The organism is Salipiger thiooxidans, assembly GCF_900102075.1.
In the GTDB taxonomy this organism is placed as follows: domain Bacteria; phylum Pseudomonadota; class Alphaproteobacteria; order Rhodobacterales; family Rhodobacteraceae; genus Salipiger; species Salipiger thiooxidans.
Map to the genome: position 1 here is coordinate 282,800 of NZ_FNAV01000003.1, position 13,765 is coordinate 296,564.

The following is a 13,765-nucleotide window of genomic DNA, read 5'->3' on the forward strand; positions in this document are numbered from 1 at the left end:
TCTGGGTCTGGGTCTGGGTCTGGGTCTGGGTCTGGGTCTGGGTCTGGGTCTGGGTCTGGGTCTGGGTCTGGGTGACCCTGCGGAGATGCGTCTTACGCAGACCCGCCCGGATCGACCTGACCACGTTTGCGATTACAAGCCCGTCCACCGGGCGCCATCGCCCCTTGCGACCGTCCTGCCAATGATCAGTTCGGCGCGGTTGCGGCCAGAGCCTTGGAACTGGCGCCCCGGCGCAGGGCAGCTGCAACGAAGGGGAGCAGCCCCAGACCGAGCGCGAGGGCGAAGTAGAGGGTGACGGCGGACCCGGCCGACCATCCGAATATGCCCCAGGCGGTGAAACCACCGAAGAAGCCAAGAAAGCTGCCCATCAGAAGCGCGATAACTGCCATGCGACTCTCCATCTCCACCCCCCGGTTTAGGTCCAAAGTCCTTACAAGTCGTTAATCGCCACGGATTCGGGCGCGAATGTGGCATGGAACGGGCGCGAGCCGGCTTGTCAGTGGGGCAAATGGATAGGGCCGCACCGATGTGGCGCGGCCCCGGACTGGCCTGATCAGGCGATCTGTTTTCCGCTCAGAGAACGGTGACCGGCGTGCCGACGGGCACGCGGTTGTAGAGGTCGATGACATGCTCGTTCAGCATCCGGATGCAGCCGTTCGACACCGAGCGCCCGATCGATTGCGGCTCGGTGGTGCCGTGGATGCGATAGAACGTGTCGCGCCCGTTCTGGAACAGGTAGAGCGCGCGGGCCCCGAGCGGATTCGTGGGGCCGCCGGGCTGCACGTAGTCGTTGTTGCGGAAGCGTCCATAGGAGGACGGGTCCCGCTCGATCATTTCCTGCGTCGGACGCCAGGTCGGCCATTCCTTCTTGACCTGGATGACCGCGTCCCCGGTGAACTCCAGCCCGGCGCGGCCGACGCCGACGCCGTAGCGGATGGCCTGGCCCGGTGCGGTCACGAAATAAAGGAAATGCGCACGGGGCAGGATCAGGATCTGGCCGGGCAGGAGGTCGGCCTTGATGCGGACCTGCTGCGGGCGAAACTTCTCTTCGACTTCGAATGCGTGGGCCGGAAGGCCTGCGGCAATCGCGGTCCCGGCAGTGGCGGTGGCAATGAAATTGCGACGGGTGATCATGGACAAAGCTCGAATTCCCTCGGGTCAGCGGTTCTCATTCTCTCCAGCCCTAACGCGAAATCAATGCGGAGTTTCCTCCGGGGATTGTCACGATGGCGTGGGGGACACATATATTTTAAAATGAATGTGAAAAAGGGGCCAATCATGGTCAAATTGATCTGTTTCGACTGCGGGCAGACCAACCGCGTGCCCGAGGACCGGCTCGACGCGGGTCCGAAATGCGGAACCTGCGGCGCCGCGCTGGTCGAAGGCAAGGCGCGCGAGTTGGATGCGTCGACGCTGGCGAAGGCGATTCGCACCGACGAGATGCCGCTCGTGGTGGACTTCTGGGCGCCCTGGTGCGGGCCCTGCCGAATGATGGGGCCCGAGTTCTCGAAGGCGGCCGGTGCGATGAAGGGGCGGGCGCGGCTGGTCAAGGTCAACACCGAGATGCACCCGCAGGCCGCCGCGTCGTTCGGCATCCGCGGCATCCCCACGATGATCGCCTTTTCCGGCGGGCGCGAGGCAGGCCGGCAGTCGGGCGCCCTGCCCGCGGCGCAGATCGAGGCCTTCGCCTCGGGTGCCGGTCGTCGCTGAGCCCGCATCGCCAGGTCACTGGCGGGGCGCGCCCGCGTTGCGCCCCGCCAGCATGACGCTGATCGTGTAGGCCTTTTGCGGTGTCAGCCCGGCCATGATCGCGGCGGCGGCATCGGGCCTCATTCGGGCGAGAAAACCTGCGGCGAACTCAGGATCCATCTCTTCGAAGAGGATGGCGGCCTGCTTGGGCTTCATGGTCGCATAGACCTGCGTGAGCCGCTCGACGTCGTCCTCGGCGGCGCTCTGTGCGGTGGCGAGGGTGGCGCGGAGCTTCTGTTCGGCCTCCTCCATGGCGACGAGCTTGCGCTCGATCTCGGCCTCGGCGACCGAGAGCGCCTGCATCCGGGCCTGAATCGCCTCCTCCCGGGTGGCGACGCGTTCCTCGCGCTGGCGCAGCGCCTCCAGGATGGGCGCGATATCCTCCTCGGCGGCGCAGGAGAGCGGATCCTGCGCGTCATGCTTCGCGGCGGGCTGGCCCGCCTGATCGCCGCCGGGTTCCAGCGCAAACGCCGCGCCGGCCTGCACCGCGAGGCGCGCCACGGCCGAAGCGATGAGCAATCCCCCGATCACCGCGAGCACCCCCTTGTTGCGACGGCGCGGACGCCGGGCGGGTTTGCCCTTGGCGGGCGTCTTGCGCAGCCACGAGATCACCGCGAGGCTCCGCGCGCGGGATGGCGGAAGAACACCGGTTCCGGCTCGTTGCCGGGCCTGGATGCGGGCTCGGCACCGGCGGGCATGTCGTGCATCGAGGCGAGCATCAGCTCGAGCCGCTTCGCCACGTCCTCGGCCCGGGTGGTGAGCGTCTCGAGCGAGGCGGAGGAGTCCTTGGCCGCGGTCTGCGCCGCCCCCAGCGTGCGCGTCAGGTCGTCGACCTGCACCGAGAGCACCGCGACCGCGCCGCCGACCCCGTTTTCGAGATCGGTGAAGCGCGACAGGCGCCGGGACAGCACGAAGCAGTAGAAGCCGGCGCCCAGGGCACCTGCCGCGAGCAGGATGTCAGCGATCAGTTCCATCTGGGACCCCTCAATTCAGCACGAATTCCATGATCAGCAGGTCGCGCACGCGATCCTCGCCGGCCACGAGCTGGACCCGGCGCAGCATCTGCGAGCGAATCCGGATGAGCGCGCCGGGTGCCTCGATGTCCGAGGGGTGCAGCGCGCGCAGGTAGTTGTTCAGAACGTCGACCACCCGCGGCTTCAGCGATTCGACCTCGGCCATGTGGGACGGGGGCACCTCGAGACTGGCGAGGAAGCGCAGGTGATGCATGTCCGAGCTCGGCCCCATCGAGATGATCATCTGCGGCATCTCGATGAAGGCGACGTTGGCGTCGGGCAGGGGCGCGCCATGATCGTCGGCGGCATGCGGGTCGTGGGCGCCGGCCGCGGCGGTATCACCATGACCATCGGCGGGCGCGGTGTGGTCGCCCCCGCCACCGAATGGCAGCAGCCCCGAGAACGCGGCATAGAACCCGCCGCCGCCGCCCACGAGCGCCAGAACGACGCCGATGATCAGCGGCAGTTTCGAAGATTTCTTCTTCGGTTCTTCATCCTCGCCGGGGACATCCGCAGCGGCATCCGTCATGGGCCGACCTCTTCTTCAACCTCGCCCCGTTATAGCCCTGCAGGGACTAACCGATTGTTAAGCCTGATAGTCCAATGATGCGGGTACCGAGCAGAACGGTCGGAACGGAGGTTGGTCTTGCAACAACTCGCGCAAATCTGGGAGGGGCTCGGCGCCCGGCGGCGGATCATCGTCCTCGCCGCGACGGTGGGCGTGATTCTCGCGGTCCTGACGATGGCACGGATGGCGGGGACGCCGTCCATGGCGCTGCTCTACGCCGGGCTCGAGAACGGCGCCGCGGGTGAGGTCGTCGAGGCGCTTGAACAGCGCGGCGTCGTCTACGAGGTGCGCGGCGGTGCCATTTTCGTGCCCGAAATGGAACGCGACGCCCTGCGCATGACCCTCGCGAGCGAGGGGCTGCCCGCCAATTCCAACAAGGGATACGAGCTGCTCGACGGGCTGTCCGGGTTCGGCACCACCTCGCAGATGTTCGACGCCGCCTACTGGCGCGCGAAGGAGGGCGAGCTGGCGCGCACCATCGTCGCCAGCCCCTACATCGCCAGCGCGCGGGTGCACATCGCCAACAGCTCGGCCAATCCCTTCCAGCGTGACGTGCAGCCCTCGGCCTCGATCTCGGTCACCAGCACCGGCGAAGTGCTGTCGCCCGCCCAGGCGCGGGCGCTGAAATATCTCGTGGCCTCGGCGGTGCCCGGGCTCGTGCCCGAGCAGGTGGCGGTGATCGATGGCAAGGGCGGGCTGATCGGCGCCGAGGACGAGGTCGGCAGCGGCCCCACCGCCGAGGACAAGGCCGACCTGCTGCGCGACCGGGTGCAGCGGCTGGTCGATGCGCGCGTGGGGCTCGGCAACGCGGTGGTCGAGGTCAGCGTCGACACGGTCACCGAGAGCGAGACGATTCGTCAGCGCCAGTTCGACCCCGAGAACCGGGTGGTGATCTCGACCGACACCGAGGAGCAGTCGAGCACCTCGCAGGACACCGGAAGCGGCAACGTGACCGTGGCCTCGAACCTGCCGGACGGGCAGGCGGGCGGCGGCGACAGCTCCTCGAGCCAGAGCAATGAGACCCGCGAGCGGGTGAACTACGAGGTCTCCGAGACCATGCGCGAGGTGACCCGCGTACCCGGCGCCATCAAGCGGCTGACCGTCGCGGTGCTGGTCAACGGCACCTACGACACCGCCGCCGACGGTACCCAGCTTTTCGTGCCGCTGCCCGACAACGAGCTGACGGCGCTGCGCGATCTCGTGGCCTCGGCGGTCGGCTTCGAAGAGCAGCGCGGCGACGAGATCACCATCCGCTCGCTGCCCTTCGAGCGCCCCGAGGGTCTGGGCACCGGCCCGATCGAGCCCGACTGGTTCGCCCTGCAGCTCGATCCGATGATGCTGATCCAGATGGCGGTCCTGGCGCTGGTGGCGCTGATCCTCGGCCTCTTCGTGGTGCGCCCGATCCTGACCGGTTCCGCCCGCGCGGCGCTGCCGGGGGCGGAAGGCGGCGCGCTGGCGCTGCCCTCGGGCGGCACCGTGCTCGACGGTGAAATCGACGACGGCGACGAGGGCTTCGCGCCACTGGCGGACCTGGGCAGCGGCGAGGGGTTCGGAGGCGGGTTCGGCGGCATGGGCATGGTCGATTTCGACTCGCCCGTGGCTGAGGACCCGGTGGACCGGCTGCGCGGCCTCATCGAGCAGCGTAAATCCGAGACGGTCGAGATCCTGCGCAGCTGGCTTGACGAGAAGGAAGAGGCGCAATGACCCGGCTCGCGGAGGTGCTCGAGGATTTCGGCAGCGCGGTGGCCACGCCCGCGGCGCCCGCTGCGCTGCATGACGACGGCGCGATCGAGGCGGCGCGGCTCGAGGGGTTCGACACCGGCTACCGCGCGGGCTGGGATGACGCGATCAAGGCGCAGAACGACGACCACGCCCGCATCGCCAGCGATTTCGCCCAGAACCTGCAGGACCTCTCCTTCACCTATCACGAGGCCTACAGCCAGGTGCTGAACGGCATTTCGCCGCTGCTCGAGGACGTGGTGGGCAAGCTGCTGCCCGGCACGCTGCGCGATACGCTCGGCCTGCACATCTCGGACCAGCTGGGCGCCATGGCGCGCGAGATCGGTGCGCTCGAGGTTCAGATCGCCGTGGCGCCCGGAAACGCCGAGACGGTCACTCCGTTGATCGAGCAGGACTTCGGCTTCCCGCTCACGCTGGTCGAGGATGACACGCTGACCGACGGGCAGGCCGATATCCGCTTCGGAGAGACCGAGAAACAGATCGACCTGCGCGGCCTGCTGAGCGACGTCGCGCAGGCGGTGCAGGGGTTCGTGCACGACAACCGGAGAAAGAACTCCCATGGATGACCAGACCGAAGCCACGCGCCCCGAGACAGCGACGCCCTTCACCTCGGTTCCCATCGAGATCACCGTCTCGGTGGGCCGCGCGCGGCCGCTGGTGCGCGACCTGCTGAAGCTCGGCGAGGGGTCGGTGCTGACGCTGGACAAGCGGCTCGAGGACCCGGTGGAGCTTTACGTCGGCGACCGGCTGATCGGCATCGGCGCGCTCGAGGTGCTCGAGGGCGGCGAGAACGGCCAGCTCGCGGTGCGCCTGACCGAGGTGGTCGATCTGAAGAACCCGTCCTGAGCGATGCACCGGCTCATCGCGCTTACGGGATTTGCGCTGCTGATGCAGGCCGGCCCCGCCGCGGCACAGGAAATCACCCTGAACCTCGGCGAGGGTGGCTCGGTCACCGCCGCGAGCCTGCAGCTCATCGCCCTGATCACCCTGCTGAGCCTCGCGCCCGGCATTGCGATCATGGTGACCTGCTTCCCCTTCCTCGTCACCGTGCTGTCGATTCTCCGGCAGGCGATCGGGTTGCAGCAGTCGCCGCCCAACATGCTGATCGTGAGCCTCGCGCTCTTCCTCACCTATTTCGTCATGGAGCCGGTGTTCACCGAGGCCTGGACCAACGGGGTCGCGCCGCTGCTCGACGAGCAGATCGAGGCCCGCGAGGCCTTCGAGCGCACACTCGAGCCGTTCCGCGGGTTCATGGCCACGCGGATCGACCCGGACACCTTCGCCAACATTGCGGACCTGCGTCCCGATGCGCGCGGCACCGAGCTCGATCCCGGCGCACCGCTGTCATTGCTGGTGCCGAGCTTCATGCTCTCCGAGATCGCCCGCGCCTTCCAGGTCGGCTTCCTGATCTTCCTGCCGTTCCTGATCATCGACCTCGTGGTCGCGGCGGTGCTGATGTCGATGGGCATGATGATGGTGCCGCCCGCCATCGTGTCGCTGCCCTTCAAGCTGGCCTTCTTCGTCATCGCCGACGGCTGGTCGCTGCTCGCCGGGTCACTGGTGCGAAGTTATTTCTGAAGGAAGACGGAAGACGGAAGACGGAAGACGGGTGCGATGCGCGTGGCGCGTGGCCCAATGACGTCATGACGTCGAAAGTTGCGGTCCCGCCGAGCCATTGCGCCAAGGCTCATGACATCATGTGCTGAAGGCCAATAGGCGGCACCCAAGGCACTCAAGGCGCGCGACGCCATCACGCCCAGACCGGAAGCCCCCCGCTCAATACTCCGGATCCTCGGGGACGTCCGCGTGCAGGTGGCGCTCGCCGCGGGCGCGGGCGAGCGCGATCTGCTTCTGGCGCTCACGGAAGCGGGCCTTGTCCTCGTCCGAGGTCTCGTCGATGCAGAGATGGCAGGACACGCCCTGCTCGAATTCGGGGCGCTCGCGGTCCTGCGGCAGGATCGGCCGGCGGCAGGCGTGGCACAGCTGGTGCGGCCCCTCGCGCAGGCCGTGTCCGACCGACACGCGGCCGTCGAAGACGAAGCATTCGCCCTGCCACGAGCTGTCGTCGGCTGGCACGTCCTCGAGGTACTTCAGGATTCCGCCCTTGAGGTGGAAGACCTCTTCGACGCCCTGTCCGAGCAGGTAGTTGGTCGATTTCTCGCAGCGGATCCCACCGGTGCAGAACATCGCGATGCGCTTGTTGTGGAAGCGCTCCTTGTTGACCTCCCACCACGCGGGAAACTCGCGGAAGCTCGCGGTGTGCGGGTCGATGGCGCCCTCGAAGGTACCGATGGCGATTTCGTAGTCGTTGCGGGTGTCGATGACCGCCACGTCCGGCGCACGGATCAGGTCGTTCCAGTCCGCGGGCTCGACGTAATGCCCCACGCGCGCAAGCGGGTCGACGTCGGGCTGGCCCATGGTCACGATCTCGCGCTTCAGCCGCACCTTCATGCGGGCGAAGGGGCGCTCCTCGGCGGTCGAGAGCTTCCACTCGATGTCGGCGCAGCCGGGCAGGGCGCGGACATGGGCGAGCACCGCGTCGATGCCCTCACGCGGGCCGGCGACGGTGCCGTTGATGCCCTCGCGCGCCAGCAGCAGCGTGCCGGTGACGGCGTGGTCGCGGCACAGATCGAGCAGCGGTTGCCGCAGGGAGTCCGGATCGTCGAACCGGGTGAAATGATAGAGCGCGCAGACGGTGAACATGGCGCGACAGATAGGCCCGCGACACGGCCCCACGCAAGCGGTCAGGACGCCGCGGTCCCGAAATTTCCGCCGCATGCCGCGCATATTCGTGGCGAAATCTGCGCAAATCTCTGGAGAATAGGGTTTTTCGCTTTGCTGATCAGGCCCCGGCTCCTAGGGTCGTGCCAATATCCGGCGGATCCCGCGTCAGAGACGGGGCCGGGAACACAAGCGGGGGACAGGCGCATGGGCTTTCTCGACACGATCTTCAACGCGATCAACGATCTGACATGGGGGTGGGCGCTGGTGCCCTTCCTCGTCGTCCTCGGGGTGTTCTTCACCGTGGCGAGCGACTTCGTGCAGTTCCGCTTCTTCAAGCGCATGTTCAACGTCCTGCGGGCGGGCAGCGAGACCGACGACCCGACGAAGATCAGCGCCCGCGAGGCGCTTTTCGTGTCGGTCGGCGGCCGCGTCGGCGGCGGCAACATCGCGGGCGTCGCCGTGGCGATCACCGCCGGCGGCCCGGGCGCTGTGTTCTGGATGTGGGCGATCGCGCTGGTGGGCATGTGCTCGGGGCTGATCGAGGCCACGCTGGCGCAGGCATACAAGCGCACCAGCGCCGCGGGCGACTACCGCGGTGGTCCCGCACGGTCGATCATCCACGGGCTGGGCGAGAACTACCGCTGGCTTGCGATCATCTACGCGGTCTGCCTGATCGCCTCCTTCGCCATCGGCTTCAACGCCTTCCAGGGCAACACCGTCGCGGGTGCGGCGCAGGACAGCATGGGCATCCCGCGGGTCGCCACCGGCGCGCTGCTCGCGGTGCTGACCGGGATCATCGTCTTCGGCGGCATCCACCGCATCGCCAAGGCCGCGGACGTGATCATTCCGGTCATGGCCATCGGCTACATCGGCATGGCGCTGATCATCATCCTGCTGAACATCACCAGCCTGCCCGGCGTGATCTGGGACATCGTCGCCAACGCCTTCGGTTTCCGCGAGGCGGTTGCCGGTGGCATGGGGGCGGCCATTGCCAACGGGCTGCGCCGCGGGCTCTTCTCGAACGAGGCCGGGCTCGGCTCGGCGCCCAACGTCGCGGCCACCGCCTACAACCTGCACCCGGTGAGCCAGGGCATCACCCAGAGCTTCTCGGTCTTCATCGACACCATCGTCATCTGCTCCTGCACCGCCTTCGTCATCCTGCTGGGCGACGTCTACCAGCCGGGGGCCGAGGGCATCGACGGCGTGGCGCTGACCCAGCAGAGCATGGTCAACCATGTCGGCACCTGGGCGCAGTACTTCCTGACCTTCGCCATCCTGCTCTTCTCGTTCAGCTCGATCATGTACAACTACTACCTCGGCGAGAACGCGCTGACCTTCATGACCGAGAAGCCCGTCGCGCTGCTGGTGCTGCGCATCGCGATCATCGGCATCGTCTTCCTCGGCGCGACCGCGCCCGGGGCGACGGTGGTGTTCTCGTTCTCGGACCCGATGATGGGCATCCTGGCCATCGTGAACCTGCTGGCGCTGATGATGCTCTTCCCGATCGCGCAACGGCTGATCCGCGATTTCCGCGACCAGATCAGGCGGGGCGTCGCCAAGCCGATCTTCGATCCGGCCGACTTCCCCGACCTCGACGTCGACCCGGGCGCCTGGCCCGATGCGCCCTCCGCGCGCCGCCCCGCGGAGTGACCCCCGGGCGCCCCCTGTCCGCGGGGGCGCTCCTGACGCCGTATTGAGGGAGCCGCGCCGATGCATGCGCTGATCGTCATCGACCTGCAGGTGGATTTCTGCCCGGGCGGCGCGCTCGCGGTGGCGGGCGGCGACGAGATCGTCGGCCCGGTCAACGCGATGATGGCGGAGTTCGACGCCGTCATCCTGACCCAGGACTGGCACCCGGCAGAGCATTCCTCCTTCGCCGCCAACCATCCCGGCAAGGCGCCCTACGAAATGACCGAGATGCCTTACGGGCCGCAGGTGCTCTGGCCTGTGCATTGCGTGCAGGGCAGCGCCGGGGCCGCCTTCCACCCCCGGCTCGACACCGACCGCGCCGATCTGGTGATCCGCAAGGGCTTCCGGCCCGCCATCGACAGCTATTCCGCCTTCTTCGAGAACGATCGCAGCACCCCCACCGGGCTCGAGGGCTACCTGCGCAGCCGCGGCATTGACACGCTGACCATGGTCGGGCTCGCGCTGGATTTCTGCGTGCAGTACTCGGCGCTGGATGCGGCCAGGCTGGGCTTTGACGTCACCGTGCGCGAGGGCGCCTGCCGCGGCATCGACCTCGACGGATCGCAGGCGGCGGCGCAGGCGGCGATGGCGGCGGCGGGCGTCACGCTGGCCTAGGCGCCGGGCTTGCGCATTTCTTAACCATCAGCGCGCTACAAGGGCCGGGCCAACTTCTCGGGGTCCGCTCATGGCCGAAAGCCACGCAGAGGAAAATCCGTCCCTCGCCGCGTTCGAGGTGCGCAACAGTCCCGAGGGGCTGCTGCGTCGCTATGCGCGCGGCCGGGTCCGGCATTTCGCGGCGCGGCAGATCGCGACGGTGAGCGGAGCAATCGCGCTGTGGCTGCTGGTGTCGCCCAGTGCGGCGCTGCTGGTGACGGTGCTCGCCATTGGCGGCGAACTTGTGGACTGCGCGCTGCTCGCACGGGTTCCGGCACTGCTGGCGCGCGGGGTTCCGGTGCACCGGCTGCTCGCGCTTACCAGCTTCACCGCCGGGATCCAGGGGCTGACCGTCGCGGCGACGGTGCTGGTCGCGCAGGGCACCGCGTTGGAGGGCGAGGCATCGCTCTTCAGCTTTGCCTTCCTCCTGGCGGCGGTGCTGAACGCGGGCGTGGTGCGGCGCTACCACCCGCAGGCCGCCAATATCCGCATCGCGATCTTTGCGGTCACCGGCGTCGCGGGCTACGCGCTCGAGGAGATGTTCGGCGAAAGCGTCGAGGGGCTGATCTACAACGCCTTCGGTCTGGCGATGCTCGGCTTCATCGCCTTCGTCTTCCTGCGCTTCGTCGACCGCGCCGAGCGTCGCCGCACCGAGGACAGCCGCCGCCTGCTGGTCGGGCAGGAGGCGCTGGAGCGCGCCAACAGCGACCTGCGCGAGTCGCAGGCCGAGGCGCGGCAGCTGGCGCTCGTGGCGCGGCACGCCAACGATTCCTTCATGCTGCTCGACAACGCCCTGCGCATCATCTGGGTGAACGAGGGCTTCACCCGGATGAAGGGCTTCCACGCCGATGAGGTCATGGGCCGCACCCCGGTCGAGGTGCTCGCCGGGCCCGACAGCGATCTCGAGGCGCTGACCGAGATCTCGCGCAGCGCTCTCGCCGGCGAGCCGCTGCGCATAGAGATCCTCAACTATACCAAGGACGGTCGCCAGATCTGGGTCGAGGCGGTGTTCGCGCCGATGCTCGACGCCAGCGGCACCGTCGAGAAGGTCATCGTGACCGAGCGCGACATCACCGACGCGCGGCTGCGCGCGATCGAGCTTGCCGACGCCAAGGAGCGGGCGGAATCCGGCGCCCGCGCCAAGGCCGCCTTCCTTGCCACCATGAGCCACGAGATCCGCACGCCGATGAACGGCATCATCGGCATGGCGGACCTGCTCTCCGACGGGGCGCTGTCCGAGGACCAGCAGCTCTACGTCGCGACGATCCGGACCTCGGCCGAGGCACTGCTGAAGATCATCAACGACATTCTCGACTACTCGAAGCTCGAGGCGGACAAGTTCGCCATCGTGGCCGAGCCCTTCTCGCTTGCTGCCTGCATCCGCGACGCCGCCGGCATCCTGCGGCCGCAGGCGCTCGAGAAGGGGCTGTTCCTCGACATCTGCCACGAGCGACCGCTGCCCGACAGCGTGCTCGGCGACAGCGGGCGGCTGCGGCAGATCCTCATCAACCTGCTGGGCAACGCGGTGAAGTTCACCGCGACCGGAGGGGTGACGCTGACCACGCGGGTCGAGGGCGACGATGCCGGCGTGGCGCTGACGGTGACCGTGCAGGACAGTGGCATCGGCGTGGCGCCCGACCGGGCCGAGCGCATCTTCGACCAGTTCGAGCAGGCCGATGCCGAGACCACCCGGCGATTCGGCGGCACCGGGCTCGGGCTCGCCATCTCGCGCGAGCTGGCGGTGCGCATGGGCGGCGGGCTGCGGCTGGTCGAGGGCCGTGGCCCAGGCGCCTGTTTCGAGCTGACGCTGCGGCTGGCGAAGGCCGGCGCCGAGCCCGCGGCGCCCAATGTCCGGATCCCGCTGGACGAGCAGCTGCTGCCGTTCCGCCTTCTGCTGGCCGAGGACAACGGCACCAACCGGCTGCTGGTGAAGCGCTTCCTCGAAGGGCACATGATCACCATCACCGAGGCGCTCAACGGCCGCGACGCGGTCGAGCGGGTGCGCATCGACCAGCCCGACGTGGTGCTGATGGACATGTCGATGCCGGTGCTCGACGGGCTCGCGGCCACCCGCGCCATCCGCGCCTCGGACCAGCCGCAGCCGTGGATCATCGCGCTCACCGCCAATGCCTTCGACAGCGACCGCGAGGCCTGCCTCGCCACCGGGATGGACGACTTTCTCGGCAAGCCGCTGCGGAAAAGCGCGCTGCTGGCGGCACTTGCACGGGCGCAACGGCACTGGACGGGGGAGAAAGCCCTTGGCCCTCCGGCGCAGGATGCCGTATCAGGGGGCTCGACCCCTTCGGATGAGGCCTCGCAGTGGAAATCGCCACCAGAGTCTGGAACCACAAGTGGAAGATCGATCCGATCGTCCGCTCGCTGATCGATACCGACTTCTACAAGCTGCTGATGTGTCAGTCGGTCTTTCACAACCGGCGCGACGTGAAGGTGACCTTCAGCCTCATCAACCGCTCCAAGCACGTCCCGCTCGCCAAGCTCATCGACGAGGGCGAGCTGCGCGAACAGCTCGACCACATCCGGTCGCTGTCGCTGACCCGGGGCGAAAGCACATGGCTGCGCGGCAACACCTTCTACGGCAAGCGCCAGATGTTCCGCTCGGACTTCATGGAGTGGTTCGAGAACCTGCGCCTGCCGCCCTATTTCCTCGAACGCGTCGGCGACCAGTACGAGCTGACCTTCGAAGGCTCCTGGCCCGAGGTCATGCTGTGGGAGATCCCGGCGCTCGCGGTGCTGATGGAGCTGCGCAGCCGCGCCGTGCTCAATGACATGAAGAAGTTCGAGCTGCAGGTGCTCTACGCGCGCGCCGCCACCAAGCTTTGGGAGAAGATCGAGCGCCTGCGCGAGCAGCCCGGGGTGAAGATCGCGGATTTCGGCACGCGGCGGCGACACAGCTTCCTCTGGCAGGACTGGTGCGTGCAGGCGATGACCGAGGGGCTGGGCGAGAACTTCACCGGCACCTCAAACTGCCTCATCGCCAAGAACCGGGATCTCGAGGCCATCGGCACCAATGCCCACGAGCTGCCCATGGTCTACGCCGCGCTTGCGCAGGATGACGCGGCGCTGGCCCGCGCGCCCTATGACGTGCTCGCCGACTGGCACCAGGAGCACGAAGGCAACCTGCGCATCATCCTGCCCGACACCTACGGCACCGAGGGCTTTCTCGAGCGCGCCCCCGACTGGCTCGCCGGCTGGACCGGCATCCGCATCGACAGCGGCGCGCCCGAGCAGGGCGCCGAGGCGGCCATCGCCTGGTGGAAGGCGCGCGGCGAGGATCCGACCCGGAAGCTGGTGATCTTCTCGGACGGGCTCGATGTGGAGAAGATCCTCGAGCTCTACCGCAAGTTCCAGGGCCGGGTGCGGGTCTCGTTCGGCTGGGGCACGCTGCTCACCAACGATTTCCGCGGGCTCACCCCCGACGACCGGCTGGCGCCGTTCAGCCTTGTCTGCAAGGCGGTGAGCGCCGATGGCCACCCGACGGTGAAGCTCTCGGACAACCCCAACAAGGCGATGGGGCCCGCCGCCGAGATCGAGCGCTACAAGAGGGTGTTCCGCGTCGGCGAGCAGGAGCGGCGCGACGTCGTCGTCTGAAGCGCGCGGGGCACTAAGT

15 protein-coding genes are annotated in these 13,765 nt (G+C 68.0%); 9 read left to right on the forward strand and 6 right to left on the reverse strand.

The features are described from left to right. Window positions 1-185: 185 nt before the first annotated feature. Together BLQ77_RS05710 and BLQ77_RS05715 are read right to left on the reverse strand one after the other, a co-directional pair. Window positions 186-389 (reverse strand): hypothetical protein, encoded by a 204-nt coding sequence (locus tag BLQ77_RS05710; RefSeq protein WP_008886579.1) that lies wholly within the window; start codon window positions 387-389, stop codon window positions 186-188. Between the two features lie 184 nt (window positions 390-573). Then, window positions 574-1,134: a L,D-transpeptidase gene (locus BLQ77_RS05715; protein ID WP_040384666.1), complete on the reverse strand. Its 561-nt coding sequence runs from the start codon at window positions 1,132-1,134 to the stop codon at window positions 574-576. Window positions 1,135-1,278: 144 nt separating this feature from the next. Between BLQ77_RS05715 and trxC the strand changes: the two genes are divergently transcribed. Further along, complete coding sequence (gene trxC, locus BLQ77_RS05720; protein WP_040384669.1) at window positions 1,279-1,710, forward strand: thioredoxin TrxC; 432 nt, start codon at window positions 1,279-1,281, stop codon at window positions 1,708-1,710. Window positions 1,711-1,725: 15 nt separating this feature from the next. On the opposite strand, the gene BLQ77_RS05725 is transcribed toward trxC, so the two are convergent. From BLQ77_RS05725 to BLQ77_RS05735, 3 genes are read right to left on the reverse strand one after another with little or no spacing between them, the layout of a single operon-like run. Then, complete coding sequence (locus BLQ77_RS05725; RefSeq protein ID WP_089956509.1) at window positions 1,726-2,361, reverse strand: MotE family protein; 636 nt, start codon at window positions 2,359-2,361, stop codon at window positions 1,726-1,728. Beyond that, the gene (locus tag BLQ77_RS05730; protein ID WP_089956511.1) at window positions 2,358-2,723 is read right to left on the reverse strand and encodes a hypothetical protein; all 366 of its coding nucleotides are present in this window, start codon (window positions 2,721-2,723) and stop codon (window positions 2,358-2,360) included. The genes BLQ77_RS05725 and BLQ77_RS05730 overlap by 4 nt, the downstream gene beginning before the upstream one ends. A 10-nt stretch (window positions 2,724-2,733) precedes the next feature. Continuing rightward, a complete protein-coding gene (locus tag BLQ77_RS05735; protein WP_089956514.1) occupies window positions 2,734-3,291 on the reverse strand; it encodes a flagellar basal body-associated FliL family protein in 558 nt (185 codons plus the stop codon). A gap of 117 nt (window positions 3,292-3,408) precedes the next feature. Between BLQ77_RS05735 and fliF the strand changes: the two genes are divergently transcribed. Genes fliF through fliP form a run of 4 tightly spaced genes read left to right on the forward strand, consistent with a single transcriptional unit; the run spans window position 3,409 to window position 6,648 of the window. Continuing rightward, a complete protein-coding gene (gene fliF / locus BLQ77_RS05740; RefSeq protein WP_089956515.1) occupies window positions 3,409-5,034 on the forward strand; it encodes a flagellar basal-body MS-ring/collar protein FliF in 1,626 nt (541 codons plus the stop codon). Then, window positions 5,031-5,636 (forward strand): FliH/SctL family protein, encoded by a 606-nt coding sequence (locus tag BLQ77_RS05745; protein WP_089956517.1) that lies wholly within the window; start codon window positions 5,031-5,033, stop codon window positions 5,634-5,636. Before fliF ends, BLQ77_RS05745 begins: the two co-directional genes overlap by 4 nt. Beyond that, window positions 5,629-5,916: a FliM/FliN family flagellar motor switch protein gene (locus tag BLQ77_RS05750; RefSeq protein WP_008887219.1), complete on the forward strand. Its 288-nt coding sequence runs from the start codon at window positions 5,629-5,631 to the stop codon at window positions 5,914-5,916. The genes BLQ77_RS05745 and BLQ77_RS05750 overlap by 8 nt, the downstream gene beginning before the upstream one ends. Before the next feature lie 3 nt (window positions 5,917-5,919). Further along, window positions 5,920-6,648, forward strand: coding sequence for a flagellar type III secretion system pore protein FliP (fliP, locus tag BLQ77_RS05755; RefSeq protein WP_089956519.1), 729 nt, complete (start codon window positions 5,920-5,922; stop codon window positions 6,646-6,648). A 198-nt stretch (window positions 6,649-6,846) separates the two neighbouring features. Here the strand turns inward: fliP and trhO are convergent, their stop codons facing one another. Beyond that, on the reverse strand, window positions 6,847-7,773 hold the full coding sequence (gene trhO / locus BLQ77_RS05760) for an oxygen-dependent tRNA uridine(34) hydroxylase TrhO (RefSeq protein ID WP_089956521.1): 927 nt from the start codon (window positions 7,771-7,773) through the stop codon (window positions 6,847-6,849). 225 nt (window positions 7,774-7,998) lie between these two features. On the opposite strand from trhO, the gene BLQ77_RS05765 reads away from it, so the two are divergent. From BLQ77_RS05765 to pncB, 4 genes are all read left to right on the forward strand, one after another. Then, window positions 7,999-9,444, forward strand: coding sequence for an alanine/glycine:cation symporter family protein (locus BLQ77_RS05765; RefSeq protein ID WP_089956523.1), 1,446 nt, complete (start codon window positions 7,999-8,001; stop codon window positions 9,442-9,444). 60 nt (window positions 9,445-9,504) lie between these two features. Next, window positions 9,505-10,098 carry a bifunctional nicotinamidase/pyrazinamidase gene (gene pncA / locus BLQ77_RS05770; RefSeq protein ID WP_089956526.1) on the forward strand — a complete coding sequence of 198 codons (594 nt, stop codon included), beginning with the start codon at window positions 9,505-9,507 and terminating at the stop codon, window positions 10,096-10,098. Between the two features lie 70 nt (window positions 10,099-10,168). Beyond that, entirely contained in the window at window positions 10,169-12,520 is a 2,352-nt protein-coding gene (locus BLQ77_RS05775) for a hybrid sensor histidine kinase/response regulator (RefSeq protein WP_089956529.1), read from the forward strand. Then, window positions 12,457-13,746: a nicotinate phosphoribosyltransferase gene (pncB, locus tag BLQ77_RS05780; RefSeq protein WP_089956532.1), complete on the forward strand. Its 1,290-nt coding sequence runs from the start codon at window positions 12,457-12,459 to the stop codon at window positions 13,744-13,746. Before BLQ77_RS05775 ends, pncB begins: the two co-directional genes overlap by 64 nt. The last annotated feature ends 19 nt before the right edge of the window (window positions 13,747-13,765 follow it).